This window comes from Mesorhizobium sp. WSM3224 (assembly GCF_000427725.1).
Taxonomy (GTDB): Bacteria; Pseudomonadota; Alphaproteobacteria; order Rhizobiales; family Rhizobiaceae; genus Mesorhizobium.
The window spans coordinates 526,595-548,890 of the sequence record NZ_ATYO01000002.1 but is presented as its reverse complement, the minus strand read 5'-3'; the positions used below and the strand labels follow the sequence as shown (position 1 = coordinate 548,890).

Here is a 22,296-nt window from a genome sequence, read left to right as displayed (position 1 = left end):
AGAACTGGCGGGACCGACAAACTGCTGATCTCCCCCCTTGAGGGGGAGATGTCCGGCAGGACAGAGAGGGGGGTGACGGAACGCGGCCTCCGGCCAAATTCCGATTTCTTCGCGAATTCTCATCCGCACGAGTGTGTCACGATTCCAAATAGGTATCCGCCCAGTTCGACACCGCCCAGCGCGGGTTGTTGGCTACATTCCTGACCGTGTCGCGCGCGACGGAGATGAAGCTCCATTCGGCGACATTGATCAACGGCAGGTCGGCGGCGACCTTCTTCTGGAACTCCTTGTAGAGCTCGGTGCGGGCCGATGTGTCGAGCGTCTCGGATGCCTTGGTGATCAGCGCGTCGAGGTCGGCGTTCTTGTAACCGCCCTGGTTGGAGAAGGGCACGCCGTCCGGAATGCCGCTCTGCACCAGGATGGTGGTCGAGATCGCCGGGTCGCCGCGGAAGACCGGCGGGCCGACGGCGAGGTCGAAGGCGTGGTCGGTGTAGACGGCCTTGATGTGGGCTGCCGAGTCGTTGTTGACGATCTCGGCGTCGATGCCGATGGCGGAGAGCGCCTGGCGCAGATAATCGCCGAACTGCTTTGTTTCGTTGAAGTACGGAGCCGGCAGCAGCTTCAGAGCAAAGCGCTTGCCGTCGTCGGCGCGCTTGTAGCCGGCTTCGTCGAGCAGCGCATTGGCCTTGGCGACGTCGAAGGCATAGGTCGGCACGTCGGCGGTGTAGAATTGCGGATCGTTCTTCGGCACCGGACCGGTCGCGGTCGCCGCATAGCCGAGGAAGATCGTCTTGACGACGAAATCCTTGTCGATGGCGTGTGCTATCGCCTGCCGCACTTTCAGGTCGGCAAGTTCCTTGCGGCGGTGGTTGATCTCGACGACGAGCTGGTAGGTCAGCCCCTCATAGCCCTTGGTGATGACTTTCAGGCCGGGCACCTTGGAGATGCGGTCGAGGTCGGCGAGCGGCACGGCGGAGAAGGCGGCGAGCTGGATCTCTTCCGCCTCGAGCGCCGCGGCTGCGGACGTGCGATCGGGCAGCACCTGGTAGACGATCTCGTCGAGATAGGGCTCGTCCTTGCCCCAATAGGCGTCGTTCCTGGCCAGCCGGTAATATTGCCCGGCCTTGTATTCAGCGAATTTGAACGGACCGGTGCCGACCGGCGCGTTGTTGGCCGGGTTCTCCTCGATCTTTCCCACCTCATAAAGGTGCTTCGGCACGACGCTCGACAGCGCCGGCAGCGCGTTGCGGATCAGCTGGAATGGCGTCGGCTTGGCGAATTTGAAGACGGCGGTGAGTTCGTCCGGCGTGTCCACGGCTTCAAGGTCCTTGAATACGGTGCGGCCGAGATTCTGCAGCGGCTTCCAGATCTGCAGCGCCGAGAAAGCGACGTCGGCCGAGGTGAACGGCTTGCCGTCATGCCATTTGACGCCGTCGCGCAATTTGAAGGTCACCGAGAGGCCGTCTGCGGTGCCTTCCCAGGAAAGCGCCAGGCGCGGCTCAAGCCCGTCCTTGCCGTCGAAGGAGGCCTCGGCCAGCGTCTCGACGATTTTGCTGGAGATGAAGAAGACGCCGTTCGACGCGACGATTGCCGGGTTGAGGTTGCGCGGCTCGGAGTCGGCGGCGACGATCAGCCGGCCGCCCTTCTTCGGCGTCTGCGCGAAGCCGATGGTCGGCAGCGCGGTCGAGGCCAAAAGCAGCGCCGAGCCGGCCAGCAGGCCGCGGCGTGAAATCGTCAATTCAGACATCGCTCAAACTCCCCTCTTCGCGCCATGACAGGCGCGGCAATCCGGTGATTATGGCCCTTGGCAAAGGTTTCGCCAGAGACGGATTTGGCGCATCATGGCTTGGCTTTGAAATTTCCGTCCGCTGGACCAGTCAGCCGAAAGAGGCGCTATGTCATTATCTGGTAGGACCAGATGATGCAGAAGCTGGATCAGTATCGGAACGGAAGGGTGCCTTTGGCGCGAAGGTGATCAGTTCTGGCTGGACCAGAGTGGCCAAGATGATGCAGATTTGGCCGACAGCCATGGATCGTGGCGTTCGGCGCCCCTGCGGCCGATGAAAAATAGGGAGAGGCAGATGAACATCGCTCCGGGCAAAACCGAGGTCAGCAGCGTTCCGTTCGACCAGGCGCGGGTGGACCGGCTGATGGAAGAGGCCGGCATCGACGTGCTGTTCGCCACGTCCAAGCACAACACCCAATACCTGCTCGGCGGCTACAAATTCATCTTCTTCGCGGCGATGGATGCGATCGGCCACAGCCGCTATTTGCCGATCGTCCTTTACGAGAAGGGCGGGCCGGAGCATGCCGCCTATATCGGCAACAAGATGGAAGGCGGCGAGCACCAGAACCACCCGTTCTGGACGCCGACCTTGCATGCGGCCTGCTGGGGCACGCTCGACGCCGCTAATCTTGCGGTGGAGCACCTAGGCAAGATCGGCAAGTCGGCGGCCCGCATCGGCATCGAGCCGGGTTTCCTGCCGTCCGACGCCTATACGCTGATACGCAAGGCGTTGCCGGATGCGAAGCTGATCGACGCGACCGACATGCTGGAGCGCATGCGCGCCATCAAGACCGAGGCGGAGCTGGAACAGTTGCGCATCGCCTCCGAGCTGATCACCGATTCGATGCTGGCGACGATTGGCTGGGCGCGCGAGGGCACCAGCAAGACCGAGATCATCGAGCAGTTGCGGCGGGAGGAGACCAATCGCGGCGCGCATTTCGAGTACTGCCTGCTGACGCTGGGCTCCAGCCATAACCGCGCGGCGTCGGACCAGGCGTGGAAGAAGGGCGAGGTGATGTCGATCGATTCCGGCGGCAATTATCACGGCTATATCGGCGACCTTTGCCGCATGGGGGTGCTCGGCGAGCCGGATGCCGAGCTGGAGGATCTGCTGGCCGAGGTTGAAACGGTGCAGCAGGCGGCCTTTTCCAAAGTGAAGGCGGGCACGCTGGGCGGCGACATGATTTCGCATGCGGAGGGCGTGCTGAAGGCCTCGAAGGTCGCGGCCTACACGGATTTCTTCGCGCATGGCATGGGGCTGATCACGCATGAGGCGCCGTTCCTGATGACCAATCATCCGGTCGCCTATGAAGGCACCTATGCGGCAAAGCCGCTGGAAAAGAACATGGTGCTTTCGGTCGAGACGACCATGCTCCACCCGACACGCGGCTTCATCAAGCTAGAGGATACCGTGGCGGTGACCGGCGACGGCTATGTGATGTTCGGTGATCGCGGGCGCGGATGGAACAGAGGCGGGGCTTCGTAGAGCCGAAGGCCGGCGCTGCCCCTCATCCGCCCTTCGGGCACCTTCTCCCCGTGGAACGGGGAGAAGGAAAGTTCGTCACTGCCCTGCCGGCAGCAGCCTGAAATCCGGCAAGTCGCGCAATACCAGTTCCGGCCCGGCCGGCGAATAGACGACGAAGAGCTGCATCGGCTGGTCGCCGGTGTTGAGCGTCGAGTGGAAGCGGCTTTCCGGTACGTAGATGGTGCAGCCGGGGCCGACTTTGGCCACCACCGGATTGCCCTTCTCGTCCTCGACCATCTGCTCACCATTGCCGGAGATGACGAAGATGATCTCTTCGGCGCCGGGATGGTTGTGGCGGGTGTGGCCCTTGCCGGAGGGCAGGTCGACGACGCCGCCTGAGAAGCGGGCGGCGCCATTCACTTCCGGCGCGACGGTGAGCGACAGCTTGCCCCAGTCGAAGCCGAAGGCGCTGACATCCTTCGGGTAGACGAACACCTTCTCCTTGTCGGTCATTGCCTCATCCCTTCCTTTTCGTGATCGCGACCGCCTTGAAATCCGCCGTCTGCCTGGCGATCGCGGCTTCCGCCGGCAACCGTTCCATCGAGCTTGCGCCATAGAAGCCGTGCAGGCCCTCGCAGCGCTCCAGGATGTAGCGCGCATCGTCAGGCATCGAGATCGGCCCGCCATGGCAAAGCAGGATGACGTCCTTGCGCACCGAACGCGCGGCATCGGCAATGGCGTTGATCTCCTTCAGGCAGGCGTCGAGCGTCTTCGCCGAGGTGGCGCCGATCGAGCCGCCGGTCGTGACGCCCATATGGGCGACGACGATGTCGGCGCCGGCTTTCGTCATGGCGCGCGCTTCGTCCGGATTGAAGACGTAAGGGGTGGTCAGGAGGTCGAGCTTGTGCGCCTCGGCGATCATGTCGACCTCGAGGCCAAAGCCCATGCCGGTCTCCTCGAAACTCTGGCGCATGGTGCCGTCGAACAGACCGACGGTCGGAAAATTCTGCACGCCGGAGAAGCCCATCGTCTTCAGCTCGGCGAGCAGCAGCGGCATGATGACGAAGGGGTCGGTGCCGTTGACGCCGGCCAGCACCGGCGTCTTCTTCACCACCGGCAGCACCTCGTAGGCCATTTCCTTGACGATCTCGTTGGCATTGCCATAGGCGAGCAGGCCGGCGGCCGAGCCACGTCCGGCCATGCGGTAGCGGCCGGAATTGTAGATGATGATCAAGTCGATGCCGCCGGCTTCCTCGGCCTTGGCCGACAGTCCGGTGCCGGCGCCGCCGCCGACGATCGGCACGCCATCGGCGATCATCTTGCGGAATTTTTCCAGGATTTCCTTGCGTGGAATTGCGGCCATGCTTGTCGTGTCTCACTTCTTGGCGATGTCGAGGAAGGCCGCTGCCGCGGCCTTGGCGAATGCGGGGTCGTTGATGTGCAGCGGCAGGCGCGTCACGGTGCGGTTCCTGGTCGGCTTGATGGTGCGCTCGATCGCTTCGAACAGCACTTGATCGGCTTCAGCGTCGAAGAAGGCGCCGCCTTCGATATCGAGCGCCGAAACGCCCTTTTCCGGGATCAGGAAGTGAACCGGGCCGTCGCAGCGGGCGAGGCGGCCGCCGATCCATTCGCCGATCCGGCGGCATTCGTGGGCCGTTGTGCGCATCAGCGTGACATTGGGATTATGTTCGTAGAACAGCCGTCCGCGATAGCGCTCGGGGATCGTGGGCGGCGCCCAGAAGTTCACCATGTCGAGCGCGCCGACCGAGCCGACATAGGGCAGCTTGGTGCGGGCGATCGCGCCGAACCGATCCTCGGTCGCCGGCAGCATGCCGCCGAACAGCAGATCGCAGACCTCGGTCGTGGTGATGTCGAGGACGCCGGCAAGCAGGCCGCTGTCGGCCAGCTTTTCCATGCTGCGGCCGCCGGTGCCGGTGGCGTGGAAGACCATGCAGTCATAGGTCGAGCGAAGCGCATCGGCGATGGCGGTCACGCAAGGCGTGGTGACGCCGAACATGGTAAGGCCGATCGACGGCTTTCCGTCGGGCGGCGGCGCCGGCCTTGCTGCCATGCCTGATATCGCCTGGGCGGCATTGTGCAAGACGACACGGGAGAGCCGGTTCAGCCCGGCCATGTCGGTCACAGATGGCATCATGATGATGTCGGAAACATCGACATAGGGGGCGGTGTCACCGGAGGCGAGCGTCGAGACCATGATCTTGGGCAAGCCAAGCGGCAGCGCGCGCATGCCCGACGTCACGATCGATGTGCCGCCGCCACCGCCAATGCCGATCATGGCGGCAATGTCGTTTCGCGATTGGGCAAAGCGAGCGAAGGCGACGCCCATTGCGGCGACCGCGGCGCCACGGTCATTGCCGCCGAGCACGGCGTCACCGCCGCCGGGGTGGTGGGCGGCTATTTCCTTCGCGCTGATGTCGACAGGGATGGTTGCGTCGCGCGTTCCGACATCGACGCGGGAGACGGCGGCGCCCGTGGCGGCGATCGCATCGGCCAGGAAGGCGACTTCCTCGCCCTTGGTGTCAGCGGTGCCCACCACATAGATACGCTTCATAAGCGCCTCCCTGTGCCGGTCGGCTCAGGGGTGGCGTCGCTTGGGGCATAGAGCGTCAAAGTAACCACTCCGAAAATGGGGGAGGTCATTGCAAATTTTTGAGACGCGCGTATCGTATTGATATGGATGTCTCACGTCAACAATCCACAGCAAGCGACGACACAGAGCGCGGAAGCGGCCCGGTCGTCGCGCGTGGACCGCGTGCGCGCACGAAACGGCTGATGCTGGAGACAGCGACACGGCTGATGCAGGCGGGCGTCACACCTTCGGTTAGCGAGGTCGCGGAAGCGGCAGAAGTTTCCCGCGCCACCGCCTATCGCTATTTCCCGAGCCAGACAGCCCTGGTCCACGCGGTGGTCGACGAAGGGCTAGGCCCGATACTCGAGTGGCGATCCGATTCGTCCGATGCCGAACGCCGCGTGGCGGAGTTGATAGACAGCGCGATGCCGCGCATCGAGGCCTTCGAGGCAACGTTCAAGGCAGCGCTGAAATTGTCGCTGGACCAATGGGCGCGCGGGCAGGCAGGCACGCTGGGCGGCGAGCCACCCTTCACCCGTGGCCATCGCATGGACCTGCTGGAGGATGCGCTTGCGCCACTGAGGGGCGAGCTGCCGCCGCGCGAATTCGAGCGCCTGGCGCAGGCGCTGTCGCTGATTTTCGGCGTCGAACTGCTGATTGTGCTGAAGGACATCTGGGGCCTGGACAGCGGCAAGACCCTGGCCGTCGCCCGGTGGGCGGCCTCAGCGCTGGTGCGCCAGGCGCGGCTCCGGACGCCATCCTGACCAGGGGTGGTGGCGCCGTGAGTTGGGCATGGAGGAGGGCTGGACGAAGGCGGATGCAGGATATGAGACTTCTCCCGACGCGGACCGGATTGGGGGGTCGTCGAGGGCAATCCGGGGCGGTCGCCGCGGTAGCTCGGAGCGAATCTGGTTCGACCAGATTTGAAGGTCGGCGATTTCACTGATTTTGGGGATTGGCGTTTTGCGAACGGGATGAAGGTGGAGAACTGCCAAAAATGAAGGAAATACGAACATATAGCGGACGTTTCCAGCTTATTTTGGTGACGGCAAATTTTAAGAAAGCGCTTGACGGGCATCTTAAATTGGTAATACCAGATTAGGAAAGAAAAGGCGGATCGGGAATGACAGCCGCAGTCCATTTCGGCAGGGCGAGGAGGATCACACGGATGGCGCGTGTTCCGTCCGCACGAGGTGGCGCATCGTGACGCAGACGTCGCCTCGCGCCAGTGCCGGCAAGGGGATTGCGCTGCGCCTCGATGGGCTCAGCAAGGCCTATGGATCCGTGCGCGCCATCAACGACCTGAGCTTCGCCGTCGACGAAGGCCGCTTCTTCGTACTCTTCGGGCCGAGCTCGGTTGGCAAGACGACGACGCTGCGCACTATCGCCGGCCTCGTCCAGGCCGACTCCGGCACGCTTGAGATCGGCGGCCGCGACATGACCCATGCGCCGATCGCCGGCCGCGGCATCTCGATGGTCTTCCAGTCTTTCGCGCTTTACCCCCACCTCACGGTCTACGACAATCTCGCCTATCCGCTGCGCGAGGAGAAAGCCGCGCGCGCCGAGATCGACAAGCGGGTGAAAGAGACCGCCGAGATCCTGAAGCTGACACACCGCCTGAAGGCCAAGCCGGCAACCCTGTCCGGCGGAGAGCAGCAGCGCGTCGCGCTCGGCCGCTCCCTGATCCGCCGGCCAAAGATTCTTCTCCTCGATGAGCCGCTCACCAATCTCGACGCCAAGCTTCGGCACGAGACGCGCGCCGAGCTGAAGCGGCTGCACCGCCAGTTCGGCATGACCGTGATCTATGCCACGCCCGACGAGCTCGAGGCTCTCTCGATGGGCGAGACGATCGCCGTCATGCGCGATGGCGGCATCGTCCAGATCGGCACGCCGGACGAGCTTTACGAGCAGCCGATCCATACCTATGTCGCCAGCAAGATCGGCTCGCCGCACATGAATCTGTTCACGGCCTCGGTGCGCGCCGACACCAGGTCTTTCGACACGCCGCTCGGGACTCTGGTTCCGGCGACGGCGCCAAAGAGTGCCGATGCCGGCGAGGCCGCGCTGATCGGCATTCGCCCGAGCGACATTCGGCTCGCCGCCAAGGGCGAAGCCGGGGTTGCCTCGAAGGTGCATCTGGTCGAACCGCTCGGCGACATCACGATCGTCTCGGTCGAGGCCGGCGGCGAGATGTTGCGCATGGTGCTGCCGGAAGCGATCGCCGCCAGCATCAGGACCGGCGATTCGGCATCGATCGCCATCGATAACAGGAAAATCCACGTCTTCCGCGCCGTGAGCGGCCAGGCAATGACCTGACGCGAACGGCGAGAAGCAATCCGGTTAACCAAGGGAGGAAACGCGAATGACGGCGATGACCAAAGTGAAAGGGTTAGCGACAGCCGCAAGCTTCGCTGCCACGCTACTGGTGGGAGGCGTGACCTATGCCTCTGCCAAAGAAGTGACGTTGACGATGGCGGTGCCGGATTGGCCCCCGACCCGCATTATGAAGAAGTTCTTCGACGAGCAGTACAAGCCCAAGTCTGGCAATACCGTGAAGCTCGATGTCGACTTCATTCCGTGGCCGGATTTCTACACCCGCGTCAACGCCTCGTTGACCTCGGGCGAAAAGAAGTACAACTTCATAGTGTCGGACTCGCAGTGGCTGGGCGCCTTCGTCGAAGGCGGCTACTTCCGCAAGATCAACGATCTCATCGATGCCGACCCGGAACTCAAGGCGACGATGGAGTCGATGCATCCCGCCGTGCTCAACGCCTACTCGACCTATCCCAACAGCACGCCGAACTACTACGGCTTCCCGCAGTTCCCGGACGTGCTGGTCACCTACGGCCGCAAGGACGTGCTCTGCAACGACGACGAGCAGGCCGCCTTCAAGGCGAAGTACAATGAGAAGCTACCCTGCACCGGCGAAGAAATCGACGCCATGGACTGGAACACGTTCGAGCATGTTGGCGAATTCTTCCAGCGCAAGAAGGGCGACAAGCTCGCCGGCCAGGTGCTGGATGACGATTTCTACGGCATCGCCTATCAGGCAGGCAAAGGCTACGACTTCTCGACGAGCTCGGTCCACACGTTCGTCTGGGAGCATGGCGGCGGCATCTGGGATGAAACCAAGGCCCCGACCGGACATGCCGAAGGCGTCGTAAACTCCCCGAAGTCCATCGAGGGCATGGAGCATTTCCTCAAATTGCTGAAGTACATGCCGCCGGTGGTCAAGACCGGCACCATGGACATCTTCGTCTCGGACCAGTTGTTCCGTGAAGGCAAGGTGGCCATGAACATCGACTGGATCGGTCTCGGCGAAGCCTCACTCGATCCCAAGACGTCGAAGGTTGCCGACAAGCTGGTGTTCGGATTGGCGCCAGGCCTGCGCGGCCCCGACGGCAAGGTGAATCGTACGTCACAGATCGGCGGACAGCCTTTCGTTCTCACCACCTGGACGACGCCTGAGCAAATCAAGGAAGCGGTGGGCTTCGTGAAGTGGTGGCTCTCGCCCGATATCCAGCACCAGTTCGCCGCCGCCGGCGGCCAATCCGCGATCAAGTCGGTCTACAGCGATCCGAAGTATGTGACCTATCGTCCGTGGGACCGCGCCTGGGCGAACTCGCTCGACTGGCAGAAGGACATGTGGCACGTGCCGCAGTTCTTCGAACTGCTCACCCAGCAGCAGGACCAGTACGACCTAGCCATCACTGGCAAGCAGGACGCCAAGACCACCCTGGATAACATCGCCAAGTTCCAGGAGGACCTCCTGAAGAACGATGGCCTTATCCAGTAACCTTCCGACATAGCTGCGGGGAGCGGGCAAAAGCCGCTCCCCGTCATTGCCACGTCAGGCGCCCATATTTCGGACTCCCATGACCGCTGTTTCAAGCACGCTGCCGACACCACGCCTTACCGCGGTTGTTGCCCACAACTGGAAACTCGCCATCGCTGTCGCTGTCGTCGTGTCGGCCATATCAATGGCGGGCTTGCCGGCGGCTGTCTCCTTCTGGGTGGTGGGCGCCGCGGCGGCGTTGGTCGCGGCCGCATTTACCGTCAACGCGTATCGCCGCCACTACTTCGGCGCCCTGCTGGTCGCTCCGGCAATCGCCGTTCTGTTTGTGATGAATATCTTCCCCCTGCTGTGGTCGCTGGGCCTTTCGTTCTTCGCCTACCAGGCAAACCAGCAGACGATCCGCTTCGTCGGACTCGGGAACTACGTCCGGATCCTTACCAACGATCTCGCTGCTCACGCGACTTGGGGCGCGCTGATCAATACCGCCATGTTCGTCGTGTTCACCGTCTCCGCGCAGATGATCGTCGGCTTTCTGCTGGCCATCCTGTTCTCCAAGCAATTTCCGCTGCGCAAGTATTTGTTGATCCTGGTGCTGACACCGATGATGCTTTCGGTTGTCGCCTCTGGCGTGTTCTTCACCTACTACTATGACCCGACATTCGGGATTCTCAGCTACGTCATCAATTCCATCTCCGGCAACCAGTTCATCCTGATGAGCAACAAAGTCGGTGCCGTGGCGGGAATCGTTTTCGCCGACGCATGGATGTGGTCGCCCTTCGTCATGCTCCTTGTGCTGGCGGGCCTCGTCTCGGTGCCGAAATACCTTTACGAGGCCGCTGCCATCGACCGTATTTCCAGCTGGCGGCAATTCTGGATGATCACCTTCCCCTACATCCGCGGCCTTCTGATGTTGGCCCTTCTCTTCCGCACCATCGAGGCATTCAAGCTGGCGGATCTCGTCATCCTCCTCACCAAGGGCGGCAACGACACACTGACGATCTCCTATCACTTGATCCGCATCGCCAACGAGCAGAACAAGACGAGTGAGGGCGCGGCGATCTCCTATCTGATGCTGTTCATGGTGATCGTTCTCACCAACCTCTACCTGTACCTCGCAAACCGCCGTACGCAAGGAGCCTGACCCGTGGCCGAATCGATATTGGGAAAGCTCGGCTTCGGCAGGGCCAGCGGAGTAGACAAGGCCGGCTGGGGGCGGACGCTCGCCGTGGCCGTCGTCGCCTTTATCTATTTTCTGCCGGTGCTGTTCATCATATTCACCGCCTTCAAACCGCAGGGCGACGCGCTCCTGGTGCCTCCGACGCTGTCGCCCACGTCGCTGTTCGGCTTGATTCCGGACCATTTTGTGTTCAAGCCCACGCTCGAAAATTTTGGGTCCGTCTTTTCCCGCTCGATGACGCCGGACGGTGCCCCGGAAGCGACAGGATTCGACCGTTATTTCTTCAACTCGATCTTCATCGCCTCGGCGTCGGTGCTGCTGGCGCTGGTCATCGGCACCCTGGCGGCCTTCGGCTTTTCGCGCTATCCGCTGAAAGGCAATGACACCTACCTGTTCATCATCCTGACCACGCGCATGCTGCCGGCGATTGTGGTGATCATTCCGGTGATCCTGATGTTCCGCGTAGTGGGCCTGTCGGGCTCGTATCTCGGCATCATCATGCTCTACACCGCCTTCAACCTGGCCTTCACCATCTGGATGATGAAGAGCTTCTTCGATGAATTGTCGCCAGACGTCGAGGATGCCGCCCGCATCGACGGGTCGTCCGGAATGCGGGTGTTCTTCAAGATTTGCCTGCCCCAGGTCATTGCCGGGCTCGCCGCCACGTTCGTGTTCGGCCTGATCCTCACCTGGAACGAGTTCCTCTTCGCCCTGTTGCTCTCGGGGCCCGACACGAGGACGGTCCCGGTCGCCATGAACCAGGCCGTGTCGTCGGGTGGACGCGGCACCGACTGGACTTTGCTTGCCGCCATCGAAACCCTGTTCCTCATCCCAGTCTTCCTGGTCACCTTCTTCTTGCAAAACCATCTGTTGCGTGGCGTTACCTTCGGCACCGTGAAGCGCTGAGATGTCAACCATCGAACTCCGCAAAGTCACCAAGCGTTTCGGCTCCTTCACCGCGGTCAAGAACGTTGACCTGTCGGTGGCCGCCGGTGAGGTCGTCTGCCTTCTCGGCCCGTCCGGCTGTGGCAAGACGACGACCCTGCGCGTCATCGCCGGGCTGGAAAGCGTCACTGACGGCGAGGTCGTCATCGCCGGCAAGGTGATGAACAACCTGCCGCCCGAAAAGCGCGACATCGCCATGGTGTTCCAGTTCTACGCGCTCTACCCGTCGGCATCGGTCGGCGAGAACATCGCCTTCCCTCTCTATCATGACGGCATTTCCGGGGCTGAGCGGACTGCCCGCGTCAACCGCGTCGCCGCGATCCTCCACTTGGAGCACGTTCTCGACCGGCTGCCGAACCAGATATCCGAGGGCGAAAAGCAGCGCGCCGCCATGGCCCGCGCCATCGTCCGCGACCCCAATTGCTTCCTCTTCGACGAGCCCTTGTCGCGTCTCGATGTCGAACTGCGCCAGAGCATGCGTGGCCAGATCAAGGAAGTGCTGCAGGGCCTCTCCAAAGCGACCGTGATCGTGACCCATGACCAGCTCGAAGCGCTCACCATGGCCGACCGCATCGCCATCATGAAGGACGGCCTGATCGAGCAAGTCGGCTCACCGCACGAGGTTTTTGCCAAACCCGCCAATGCTTTCGTGGCGAGCTTCATCGGCACGCCGCAGATGAATCTTCTCGAGGCCGACCTCAAGACCTTCGCCGATGGCACGGCGGAGATGACCGTGGCCGGCATTAATCTGGCGATCCGCACGGACGCGGCAGTCGCGCGCCTGCAGCCCGGCAAGGTGACGATCGGTGTCCGCCCCCGCGCCTTCACCGCGACCGATACGGGGGACCGTGGCACCATCTCCGCCCGGGCTGAGCTCATCGAGCCCATGGGCGCCGAAACCCTTATTCATGCCCGCACGGCGGCAGGCGCCGACATCCGCGTCGTGGTGACGAGAAGCCAGCGGGTCAAGGTCGGCGAGGCGCTGAATCTACGCCCCGATCCCAGGCAAACCCATGTCTTCGATGGCGCCGGAAAGGCGGTGCGGTCATGAGCGACAGTTCTTCCGGGATGAGCCGGGCCGGCGCGTACTGCCTCGAGGTCTTCATCATTGGCCTCGGCGTCATGGCGCTGGTGCTGATCTTCCAACCCTTTTCCATCGGCCTGTACGCGGTCGGCAGCGGTCTCGTGGTGCTTGCCGGACTCATCAACAACCTGCTGCCGTTGGCCCAGCCGGGCGTCAAGGTGCGCAGTGTGGTGACCGTAGCGCTGGTCGTGGCGCTGGTCTTCTGCATTACGCTGCTGGTTTCGATCACGGCGGCGCATCTCTACGGCGTTTTCTTCCTCAATCCACCGGACCCCAACACTCTCGCCGGCAAGGCGCAGCTCGCCACGCCGCCTTTCTACAAGCAGGCTTTCGTGTGGGAAATCGCCGCCGCGGCGGTGATTCTCGCGCTGGTCGTCACCGCTCTCAACAAGACAGCGCGATGATCAGCAGCTGACGCTATCCGGCAGGTCGCGCTCGCGCCGGTCCGCGCCGGTCGGTGTGCGTCGCCCTCTCAGCTCTCACGCCGTCATCCTCCGGCTTGACCGGAGGACCCGATGCCGAGATCAAGGACCGTGTCGCGCGCGCCGCCCGCACGCTCAGGATCGAACACCTGCTCGACCGCAAGACCGACCGGCTCTCCGGCGGCGAGATGCAGCGCGTCTCGATCGGCCGCGCCATCGTGCGCAAGCCGCGTGTGTTCCTCATGGATAAGCCGCTGTCGGCGCTCGACGCCAAGCTGCGCGAGGCGCTGCGCACGGAGCTGAAGAACCTGCAGATGCAGCTCGGCGCCACGTTCCTGTTCGTCACGCATGACCAGATCGAGGCCATGTCGATGGGCGACAAGGTGGGCGTGCTCAACCACGGCCACATCGTCCAGACCGGCACGCCGCAGGAGATCTACAACAATCCGCGCGATACCTATGTCGCGAGCTTCGTCGGTTCGCCGCCGATGAACCTCATCGACGGCAGGCTGGTCAACGACCGTGCGGTGATGGCGCCGATGAATTTCGAACTGCCGCTCACAATTGGGGCCAAGACTTTCGGGGGAGCCAGGACGAGCGGCGCGACCGACGGTCGCCCGCTCGTCTTCGGCATCCGTCCGGAGGATGTCTACCTGGAGAGCGGCGCGCCCGTCGAAGCACGCGTCCACGATGTCGAGAACCACGGCGTGGAAAAGATCCTGACGCTCAGGGTCGGCGACACGATGCTGAGGGCCACCGTGCCGGCCAGGACCGATGTCGCGATCGAGCAGCCGGTGCGCTTTGCCTGGAATCCCGACAAGGTGGTGATGTTCGACAAGGGCAGCGGCGTCAGCTTGCGGCACGCCGGATAGCGGCCTTACTTCGGCAGATAGGTCTCGTAAGGCGTGTCGTTGATCAGCAGGATCACGCATTCGGTGTCCGACAGGCAGGCATCGTCATGCATTTCGTTGGCCTTCTGGGTCCAGTAGGAGCCGGGCGGCAGCTCGACCTTGGTCGCCTCGCCGCCCTGCATCTGCCAATGCGCCCAGAGACCCTTGATGACCACGGCGCGGTAGTCGGCGGTATGGGCATGGACGGGCGCGCGCCAGTTCCCAGGAACTTTCAGCAGCGTTCCGGCCGGGCCTTTCGCCCTTTCGCCCCATAGCGGACCAAGGCGCTGCGGCTGGCCCGGAACTTCGACGGCATAGGGGATCTTGCCGGCGGGTAGGTAGCTGTCCTCGAGCGCGAAGGCCCGGCCAGGCAGGATGGCGGCCGCGGCAAGCGCAAGCGATGCGAGATGATTGGGCATGGCGGTTTCCTCCGCCAACCAGCTTACGCGGCTTCGGCCGGTGGGGAATGACACGGCGTCCAAAAGACTTGGCAGTTCCTCCAGCCGGCGGCAGCTGCCTGCCGGATGTCAGGATTGCTCCGCGCCAGCGTTGCGCAAATGGCTCGGCGCCACGCCCATCACCCGCTTGAAGGCGCGGCTGAAGGAGGCTTCGGAATCGTAGCCCAACCTCGATGCCGCCACCGAGACCCTCATGCCGTCGCGGGCAAGCCATCGCCGCGCCTGGTGCATGCGCACGCGCAGCACATATTTGGCCGGCGTTTCGCCGACCACGGTGGCGAAGCGCTGCGCAAAGGCCGAGCGCGAGGCGCCCATCATCCTGGCCAGCGCCTCGACCGTCCAGTCGCGCTCCGGCTGCAGGTGAATGGCGGCGAGCACCTTGCCGACATCAGGATTGCGCACCGCGGCGATCCAGCCGGTGGCGTCACCGCAGCCATTCTCCACCCAGGAGCGGATGATGGTGGCGGCGAGCACATCGGCCAGGCGGGCAAGGATGCCGCCGGAGCCAACCCGGTCCATCGTCACCTCGCCGGCCATCGCGTCGAGCAGATGCTGGATGCCGGGCGCGTTCGCCATCAGCTTATGCGCCTGCATCAGATCGGGCATCATCTCCAGCAGCGGGTGCGAGCCGTCGAGGTTGAAATGCATGCTGCCGCAAAACAGCAGGGTCTTGCAGCCGTCGCAGCCGTTGGAGACGTCGTAGATGTTCTCGCAGACCGGCTCGATGGCGTAGCGGCCGATCGGCACCGGAGGCACGCCGGGCGCGCTTGCCAGCACGTGCTCGTCACCTCGCGGGATCAGTAGCGCGTCGCCCACCGAGAGCTCTATCCATTCCTTGGCCGGCGAGAACAGCCAGCAGCCCTGTTGGCCGATGAAATGGAACCGCGCCGCTTTCTGCGCGGGGAAGGAAACGGCCCAGGGCTGGCCCAGCACGCAGCGGCCATAGTCGACGCCGTCGAGGCGCAAACCGCGCAGCATGTCGGTGAGCGGATCGCCGGAAGCCTGCAGAACGATTTTGGACGAATTGTAATTCATTTCGGCGTTTCTAGCATGGAAACTCCAGACAGTCACTCCCTATGTTGCAGTGCAGCCAAATGTTGCGCTGCAACTCACCGGAGACCTGCCATGACCGAGCCCGCCACAGGCGCCATCGACGCTGTTGTCCTCGACAAGACCGAACCCGACGAACGAACAGAACCAGCGTGGGGCGCGGTGGTCTCGCTGGCGCTCGGCGTTTTCGGCCTGGTGACCGCCGAATTCCTGCCCGCCAGCCTGCTGACGCGGCTGGCGCAGGATCTCGGCGTCAGCGAAGGCGCCGCGGGCCAAGCGGTGACGGCGACTGCCGTCGTCGGCGCGATCGCCGCACCGACCATGGCGATCGTCACCAAGCGGCTCGACCGGCGGCTGGTCATGTGGATCCTCTCCGTCCTGCTGATCGTCTCCAACCTGCTCGCCGCCTTCGCGTCCTCGCTCACCATGCTGCTTCTCGCCCGCGTCGTTCTTGGCGTGGCGCTGGGCGGCTTCTGGTCGATGTCGGCGGCCATGGCGCTGCGGCTTGTGCCGATGCGGCTGATGCCGCGCGCTATGTCGATCATCCTGACCGGCGTCTCGGTCGCCACCGTCACCGCAGCGCCTGTCGGCGCCTATGTCGGCGATATCTGGGGCTGGCGCACCGCCTTCATGATCGCGGCGGTCGTCGGCGCGCTGGCGCTGCTGGTGCAACTCGCCACCCTTCCCAGCCTGCCGCCCACAACCGTTGCAAGCTTCCGCACCCTGATAGCGGTGCTGAAGCGGCCGATGATCCGCGTGGCGCTCCTCGTGGTGCTGCTGGTCGCGTCCGGGCAGTTCGCCGGCTTCACCTATGTACGGCCGTTCCTGGAGACGGTTCCGGTGATGCCGATCGAGACGATCTCGCTGGTGCTGCTCGCCTATGGCATCGGCGGCTTCTTCGGCAATTTCGCCGGCGCCTTCCTGGCCGAGCGCAATCTGAAGATGGCCGTCGGCCTGGCGCCGCTGCTGATTGCCTTGTCCGCGGTGGCGCTGCTTGTGCTTGGCGCTTCGCCGATAATTGCGGCGGCCGCGGTCACCGCCTGGGGCTTTGCCTTTGGCGCCGTGCCGGTCGGCCTGCAGACCTGGCTGGTGCGCGCCGCGCCCGATCAGGCCGAGAGCGCCGGCGGCCTGATGGTCGCGACCTTCCAGGTGGCGATCGCGCTCGGCGCCATTGTCGGCGGCCTGCTGGTCGATCATGCCGGTGTCGCCACAGCCTTCGCCTATGGCGGCGTGGCGACCTTGCTCGCGGCGCTGGTGGCCTTCCTGATGGGACCGAAGCAGGCCGCCGAGTAGCCAAGCCCGCTCGCCCTCTCAAGCATCGGCCCCGCGGTTCCCAGGAGCGCCGGGTCGTGATCGCAAGGCGGCCGGCTCTGCTCACTCAGGCCGAGCGGCCGTCGAACTCGTAAACTTCGATGGTCGTGGGGTCGACATCGTCCAGGCAGTTGATGTTGATATAGGCGGACCGTTCGCTGCCCTGGCTGACGTCCTCGGCGAAAGGATGGATGCCGCAGGTGCGACAGAACCGGTGCGCGATCGCAGCCTTGCCGAAGGTGTAGCGGCCGAGGTCGTCGCCCCAGGCGACCAGCTTTAGCTTGTCATGCGATACGGCCCACAACAACGCACCCTTGCGCGAGCAGATCGAGCAATTGCAGCGCACGGCCATGCCGAGCTCACCCTGGACCTCGAACGCCACCTTGCCGCAGTGGCAGCTGCCTTTGTACAGCATCAGCATCTTCCTATCGCTGGCAGGGTGCAAAGGCACGCTTGCCGGTTTATCTCTTGCATGGGCTTAGCCAGCCCAAAGTCCTTGTTTCTGCGCAGTTCCGGACGGAAAACCGCTCCACGCTTTTCCTGGAATTGCCTTTCTTGTTTCTGCGCAATTCCGGACGGAAAACCGCTCCACGCTTTTCCTGGAATTGCCTTTCTTGTTTCTGCGCAATTCCGGACGGAAAACCGCTACGCACTTTTCCTGGAATTGCTTTAAAGACGCTACATCCTTGCGGAGTCCGACATCGACATGCAATCCGTCCGCGACCGTCTCGAAACCATCCTGTCACGTCTTGCCAAGCGCGCCGCCGACGAGAAGGTCTACACGAAGCTCTATGCCGAGGCCGCGCGGGCAGCCGCCTATGCATCCGATGCCCGTCGCAAAGCCGGTGTCAGCCTTGGGCCGCTCGATGGGCGCATCGTTTCGATCAAGGACCTGTTCGATGTCACCGGCGAGCCGACGGCGGCCGGGGCGCTGATCCACGCCGGCGCCGCACCGGCGGCACGGGACGCGGCGATCGTGCGGAGGCTGCGCCAGGCCGGCGCAGTCATCCTCGGCAAGACCAACATGACCGAGTTCGCCTTCACCGCGATCGGCGACAATTTGCATCACGGCACGCCGGGCAATGCCGCCGATGCGAGCCTGATACCCGGCGGCTCATCATCGGGGGCGGGCGTTGCGGTCGGCGAGGGTACGAGCGACATCTCCATCGGCTCTGACACCGGCGGCTCGGTGCGCATTCCGGCCTCGCTCAACGGTGTCGTCGGCTTCAAGCCGACGGCGGGACGCGTGCCTTTGACCGGCGCGTTTCCGCTGTCGATGACGCTGGATTCGATCGGTCCGCTTGCCAGCTGCGTCGCCGATTGCGCCATCACCGATGCGATCATGGCGGGAGAAGAGCCGGCGGTCCTTCAGCCGGTCTCGCTCGCCGGCCTGCGCATCGGCATCCCACATGGCGTCTTGTTTGGCGAGACGCAAGCCGAGGTCGCGGAAGCTTTCGAGGGCTGCATCGACAGGATCGGGAAGGCCGGCGCCCGCGCCAACGATTTGTCCATCGATGACCTCATCGCGGAGATGCGCGCGACCACAAGACGCGGCACGATCGCCTCGATGGAAGGCGCCGAGGTGCATGCCGACTGGCTGGCGAGCGGCGCCTCCGTGCCGGTCGATCCACACGTCACCGGGCCATTGTCGCGCGCGCTGGCTGTTCCTGCTTCGGCCTATATCCGCACGATCCGCCGCCGAGGCGAACTCGTGGCAGCCATGGCGGAACGGCTGGAGACGGTCGATGTACTGGCATTGCCAACCGTGCCGATGGTCGCGCCGTCCATTGCCGCCATGGCCGGCGACGAAGCGCTGCGCGACAGGACGGAAGGACTGCTGCTGCGCAACACGCAGGTGGCCAACCAGTTCGACCTTTGCGCGATTTCCCTGCCGATGCCCGGCACCAGGCTGCCGGCTGGATTGATGCTGGTGGGCAAGAACGGGCACGACCGCCATCTGCTGCGCATCGCCGCGGGGATCGAGACGTTGCTGCGCGGGTAATCAATGCGCCGAACAATGCTTGCGTTCGCTGTCCTTGGCGGCGCGCACGACGCGGGTCGCGAGCAGCCAGGGCAAGGTATATTCCTTGCCGGTGACGGTCTGCTTCCGATTCTCGATCGAGCCTCTGACAACGATCTTGCCGGCGTAGAGCTTGCCAGAAAGGTCGAGCGCCTTGTCCTCCTGCGGCAAGCCATCGGTGTCGATCGAGACACCCTTGATGATGTTGCCGGTCGTGAGGTCGAGCGCGCTGTTGGAGGGGCAGGGCGCCTTGAAGCAGCGCAACCCGTTGTCGCAATAGACATAGCTGCTTTCGGCCGCGGCAAATGCCGGCGTGGCGCAGATCGATGCGGCGACGAAACCCAGCAATGCGAAACGGCGACCGGACATGAGCACAACGTCGCGAACAATTGGGGCGAAACCGCGATGGTCTAACCGCCGAGCGCAAAGCGTCGCCGGTAGTGCTCGATGACTTCCGGATTGCGCAAGTTGACGGGCAGTTTGCCGGCGAGCACCAGCAATGCCTCGCCGGCGGCGCCGACACCCATGCGCATCATCGATTCCTCGGTGATGCCGGCCATATGCGGGGTGACGATGACATTGTCGAAGCCGAAATAGGGATGGTTCGACGGCAGCGGCTGCGTGGAAAAGACGTCCAAAGCGGCGCCGCCGATGCGACCTTTCTGCAGGGCTTCGATCAGCGCCTCGTCGTCGACTACCGGGCCGCGCGAGACATTGATCAGCAGCGCACCGGGCTTCATGCGGGCGATGCGCTCGCGGCTGATCAGGCCGCGCGTTTCCTCGGTCAGCGGGCAGCACAGCACGACAATGTCGCTCTGCTCGACCAGCGCGTCGATCGACAGGAAGCCGACACGCTCGGGCGCCGGGCGCAGGCTGCGCGTCGTCGCCACGACGTTGAGATCGAAGCCATTGGCGGCGATATGACCGACAGCCTGGCCGACCGCACCGAGGCCGACGATGCCGATCGTCTTGCCGGCCAGCTCGCTGGTCGAGTTGGCGTGCTCACGCCCGGCGAGCCAGCCCTTGGCGCGCAGGTCGCGGTCCATCACGCGGAAGCGCCGCGCGAGCGCGAGCGCGGTGAACATCACATGCTCGGCGACCGAGCGGGCATTGACCGCGGGCACGTTCGCGACCAGCACGCCGGCGGCGGTCGCGGCCTCGACCGGGATCATGTCCAGCCCGGCGCCGTGGCGGATCGCGGCGCGCAGGCTCGCCGCGCCGGCGAACAGCTCCGGCGGCAGCGGCGCGCGCACGATGACGATGTCGGCGTCGCGGGCTTCGGCTGCCAGGGTTTTGGGATCGAGGGCGGAAGCGATTGCGAGCCGCCCGGCGCCGGCCAGCATGGCCGTGGCGCGCGGGTGCAGCGGATGCGTCGACAGGATTTTGCGCATCAACTCAAGCCTTTTCGAGCGTCGCGCTTTTCGATTCCATTGCGCGGCCTTCGATGATGCCCTTCCAGTAGCTCTCGGCGCCCTGCAGGTGCGCACTCATCAGCGCCTGGGCGAGATTGCCGTCGCGGCGCAACAGCGCCTCGTAGATCTGGATGTGCTCGGCATGCGAGCGTACGCTGCGCTCGGGATCGTTGAAGTAGATCGGCAGGCGCTGCTCGCCCATCAGGTAATAGACGCTGCAGATGTTGTGAAATACGCTGTTCTTGGTCGCGCGCACGATCTCGAGGTGGAACTCGCGATCCTCCTTGGCGAGGCCTTCGCCGGCGGCAATGCGCTCTTCGGAAGCCTTGAGGATTTCGCGCAGTCGCTCAAAGTTTTCTTCGGTGGCGCGCGAACAGGCAAGCTCGGCCGCCTTGATCTCGTGGATCTTGCGCAGCTCGACGGTCTCGTAGATCTGCACCGGATCGAGCGGCAGGCCGGCGCGGGCGAAAAGCGCCAGCGCTTCCACGCTCGCCTGCTTGGTGTCGATATAGATGCCGGACTTGGCGCGTCGCTCGACGATGCGCATGGCCTCGAGGATGGCGAGCGCTTCGCGGATCTGGCCGCGGCTGACGCCGAAATGCTCCGCCAGCTCGCGTTCAGACGGCGTGCGGCCGGACTCGTTGTCCGAGTTGGCGAAGAGATAGGCGGCAAGTTCCGCGAGAAGGTTCTTTTCTTTCATCGTCAGCCGCGTTGCGCGTGCGCCTCCAGGAACCGCTCCGAGATGGTGAATCCCAGTCCAGGCTTTTCAGGGATCGCTATCATACCGTTCTTCGCTTCGACAGTCTCCTCGACCAGGTCGTGGATCATCGGATTGGCGCCGAGCGAATATTCGATGATGAAGCTGGCGGGCGAGGCGGCGCACACATGCAGCCCGGCAAAGAAACAGGGCGCGCCGGCCCACAGGTGCGGCGCGAAACGCAGGTTGAAGGCGCTGGCGATGGTGCCGATCTTCATCGCCTCGCTGATGCCGCCGCAAAACGCCGGATCCGGCTGGAAGATGTCGGCCGATTTCAGCACCGCCAGATCGCGGAAGGCATAGCGCGTCGCCTCGCTTTCGCCTGTGGCGATCGGCGTCGAGCCCGAGGCGCGCACTTCGGCCATGCCCGACTTGTCGTCGGCGATCAGCGGCTCCTCGAACCAGGCGAGGTCGAGATCGGCGGTGAGGCCGATGAAACGCTTGGCCTCGGCGACGGTGTAGGTGCCGTGCGCGTCGACCATCAGCTCGACATCCGGGCCGATCGCCTGCCTTGCGGCACGCACGCGCGCGGCCGAAACATGCGGGGCGCCGTCCATGGCGCCGACGCGCATCTTGAGTGCCTTGAAGCCGCCCTTGGCGATGTAGGATTTCAACTGCTCGCCGATCGCGTCGGCTGGGGCCCAGCCGCCCGAGGCATAGGCCTGCATGCGCTCGACCTTGCGGCCGCCGAGCAGCCGCCACACCGGCTGCCCGAGCGATTTGCCGAGGATGTCCCAGAGCGCGATGTCGACGGCGCTGATCGCCGCCACGCTCATGCCGCGCCGCGCCAGCTGCGGCATGGCGTGGCCGGCATGCGCCGCCGTTTCATGCCGCACGCCGTTATAGAGCATTTCCCAGATGATGCCGATGTCGGCTGGATCGCGGCCGATGAGCTGCGGGGCGATCTCGTGGTTGAGCATATGGACGAGCGCGCCATAGCTTCCGGCGCTGCCGGCGGCGTTCTTGCCTTCGCCCCATCCGACCAGGCCGTCAACGGTCTCGATGCGCAGAATGGCGGCGTCGAACGTCGTCACCTGACCGAAGTCGCTGCGATGCTGCTTCGCGACTTCGATCGGGACACGAACCCACCAGGCCTGGACGCTTTTGATGCGCATGTTTTCCCTTCGGCCCCT

General features: G+C 64.1%; 21 protein-coding genes and 1 pseudogene. 11 read left to right on the top strand and 11 right to left on the bottom strand.

Annotated elements, in window-relative coordinates:
- Positions 1-136: 136 nt before the first annotated feature.
- Positions 137-1,747 carry an ABC transporter substrate-binding protein gene (locus YU3_RS0106330; RefSeq protein WP_027165460.1) on the bottom strand — a complete coding sequence of 537 codons (1,611 nt, stop codon included), beginning with the start codon at positions 1,745-1,747 and terminating at the stop codon, positions 137-139.
- A 334-nt stretch (positions 1,748-2,081) separates the two neighbouring features.
- On the opposite strand from YU3_RS0106330, the gene YU3_RS0106325 reads away from it, so the two are divergent.
- Positions 2,082-3,272: a Xaa-Pro peptidase family protein gene (locus YU3_RS0106325; protein ID WP_027165459.1), complete on the top strand. Its 1,191-nt coding sequence runs from the start codon at positions 2,082-2,084 to the stop codon at positions 3,270-3,272.
- 75 nt (positions 3,273-3,347) lie between these two features.
- On the opposite strand, the gene YU3_RS0106320 is transcribed toward YU3_RS0106325, so the two are convergent.
- From YU3_RS0106320 to YU3_RS0106310, 3 genes are read right to left on the bottom strand one after another with little or no spacing between them, the layout of a single operon-like run.
- Entirely contained in the window at positions 3,348-3,764 is a 417-nt protein-coding gene (locus YU3_RS0106320; protein WP_027165458.1) for a cupin domain-containing protein, read from the bottom strand.
- Positions 3,765-3,768: 4 nt separating this feature from the next.
- On the bottom strand, positions 3,769-4,614 hold the full coding sequence (locus YU3_RS0106315) for a phosphoenolpyruvate hydrolase family protein (RefSeq protein WP_027165457.1): 846 nt from the start codon (positions 4,612-4,614) through the stop codon (positions 3,769-3,771).
- A gap of 12 nt (positions 4,615-4,626) precedes the next feature.
- Positions 4,627-5,823 (bottom strand): Tm-1-like ATP-binding domain-containing protein, encoded by a 1,197-nt coding sequence (locus YU3_RS0106310; protein WP_027165456.1) that lies wholly within the window; start codon positions 5,821-5,823, stop codon positions 4,627-4,629.
- A gap of 122 nt (positions 5,824-5,945) precedes the next feature.
- On the opposite strand from YU3_RS0106310, the gene YU3_RS0106305 reads away from it, so the two are divergent.
- The 8 genes and pseudogenes from YU3_RS0106305 to YU3_RS36070 form a co-directional block, all read left to right on the top strand.
- Positions 5,946-6,605 carry a TetR/AcrR family transcriptional regulator gene (locus YU3_RS0106305; RefSeq protein WP_027165455.1) on the top strand — a complete coding sequence of 220 codons (660 nt, stop codon included), beginning with the start codon at positions 5,946-5,948 and terminating at the stop codon, positions 6,603-6,605.
- A 439-nt stretch (positions 6,606-7,044) separates the two neighbouring features.
- Positions 7,045-8,157, top strand: a complete 1,113-nt coding sequence (locus YU3_RS0106300; protein WP_027165454.1) for an ABC transporter ATP-binding protein — start codon at positions 7,045-7,047, stop codon at positions 8,155-8,157.
- Between the two features lie 46 nt (positions 8,158-8,203).
- Positions 8,204-9,637 (top strand): ABC transporter substrate-binding protein, encoded by a 1,434-nt coding sequence (locus YU3_RS0106295; protein ID WP_027165453.1) that lies wholly within the window; start codon positions 8,204-8,206, stop codon positions 9,635-9,637.
- A 79-nt stretch (positions 9,638-9,716) separates the two neighbouring features.
- Positions 9,717-10,778 (top strand): sugar ABC transporter permease, encoded by a 1,062-nt coding sequence (locus YU3_RS0106290; RefSeq protein ID WP_027165452.1) that lies wholly within the window; start codon positions 9,717-9,719, stop codon positions 10,776-10,778.
- Positions 10,779-10,781: 3 nt separating this feature from the next.
- The gene (locus YU3_RS0106285) at positions 10,782-11,720 is read left to right on the top strand and encodes a carbohydrate ABC transporter permease (RefSeq protein WP_027165451.1); all 939 of its coding nucleotides are present in this window, start codon (positions 10,782-10,784) and stop codon (positions 11,718-11,720) included.
- A gap of 1 nt (position 11,721) precedes the next feature.
- Positions 11,722-12,810, top strand: coding sequence for an ABC transporter ATP-binding protein (locus tag YU3_RS0106280; protein ID WP_027165450.1), 1,089 nt, complete (start codon positions 11,722-11,724; stop codon positions 12,808-12,810).
- Positions 12,807-13,247, top strand: coding sequence for a hypothetical protein (locus tag YU3_RS0106275; protein ID WP_027165449.1), 441 nt, complete (start codon positions 12,807-12,809; stop codon positions 13,245-13,247). Before YU3_RS0106280 ends, YU3_RS0106275 begins: the two co-directional genes overlap by 4 nt.
- A 107-nt stretch (positions 13,248-13,354) precedes the next feature.
- Positions 13,355-14,137: pseudogene (locus tag YU3_RS36070) on the top strand (ABC transporter ATP-binding protein); the annotation flags it as partial.
- Between the two features lie 5 nt (positions 14,138-14,142).
- Here the strand turns inward: YU3_RS36070 and YU3_RS0106265 are convergent.
- Positions 14,143-14,574: a DUF4437 domain-containing protein gene (locus YU3_RS0106265; RefSeq protein WP_027165448.1), complete on the bottom strand. Its 432-nt coding sequence runs from the start codon at positions 14,572-14,574 to the stop codon at positions 14,143-14,145.
- A gap of 108 nt (positions 14,575-14,682) precedes the next feature.
- Positions 14,683-15,648, bottom strand: coding sequence for an AraC family transcriptional regulator (locus tag YU3_RS0106260; protein ID WP_027165447.1), 966 nt, complete (start codon positions 15,646-15,648; stop codon positions 14,683-14,685).
- Positions 15,649-15,738: 90 nt separating this feature from the next.
- Here YU3_RS0106260 and YU3_RS0106255 point away from each other — a divergent pair, with 90 nt between their 5' ends.
- Complete coding sequence (locus YU3_RS0106255; RefSeq protein ID WP_027165446.1) at positions 15,739-16,956, top strand: MFS transporter; 1,218 nt, start codon at positions 15,739-15,741, stop codon at positions 16,954-16,956.
- Positions 16,957-17,041: 85 nt separating this feature from the next.
- Here YU3_RS0106255 and YU3_RS0106250 read toward each other — a convergent pair whose 3' ends face one another.
- Complete coding sequence (locus YU3_RS0106250) at positions 17,042-17,389, bottom strand: GFA family protein (RefSeq protein WP_027165445.1); 348 nt, start codon at positions 17,387-17,389, stop codon at positions 17,042-17,044.
- Between the two features lie 291 nt (positions 17,390-17,680).
- Here YU3_RS0106250 and YU3_RS0106245 point away from each other — a divergent pair, with 291 nt between their 5' ends.
- A complete protein-coding gene (locus YU3_RS0106245) occupies positions 17,681-18,976 on the top strand; it encodes an amidase (protein ID WP_027165444.1) in 1,296 nt (431 codons plus the stop codon).
- On the opposite strand, the gene YU3_RS0106240 is transcribed toward YU3_RS0106245, so the two are convergent.
- The 4 genes from YU3_RS0106240 to YU3_RS0106225 are packed head-to-tail and all read right to left on the bottom strand — an operon-like array spanning position 18,977 to position 22,278.
- Positions 18,977-19,363, bottom strand: a complete 387-nt coding sequence (locus YU3_RS0106240) for a hypothetical protein (RefSeq protein WP_027165443.1) — start codon at positions 19,361-19,363, stop codon at positions 18,977-18,979. It abuts the gene before it with no gap.
- Between the two features lie 41 nt (positions 19,364-19,404).
- Positions 19,405-20,385 (bottom strand): hydroxyacid dehydrogenase, encoded by a 981-nt coding sequence (locus tag YU3_RS0106235; protein WP_027165442.1) that lies wholly within the window; start codon positions 20,383-20,385, stop codon positions 19,405-19,407.
- Positions 20,386-20,389: 4 nt separating this feature from the next.
- On the bottom strand, positions 20,390-21,106 hold the full coding sequence (locus YU3_RS0106230) for a FadR/GntR family transcriptional regulator (RefSeq protein WP_027165441.1): 717 nt from the start codon (positions 21,104-21,106) through the stop codon (positions 20,390-20,392).
- A 2-nt stretch (positions 21,107-21,108) separates the two neighbouring features.
- Positions 21,109-22,278 carry a mandelate racemase/muconate lactonizing enzyme family protein gene (locus YU3_RS0106225; RefSeq protein ID WP_027165440.1) on the bottom strand — a complete coding sequence of 390 codons (1,170 nt, stop codon included), beginning with the start codon at positions 22,276-22,278 and terminating at the stop codon, positions 21,109-21,111.
- Between the last annotated feature and the right edge of the window lie 18 nt (positions 22,279-22,296).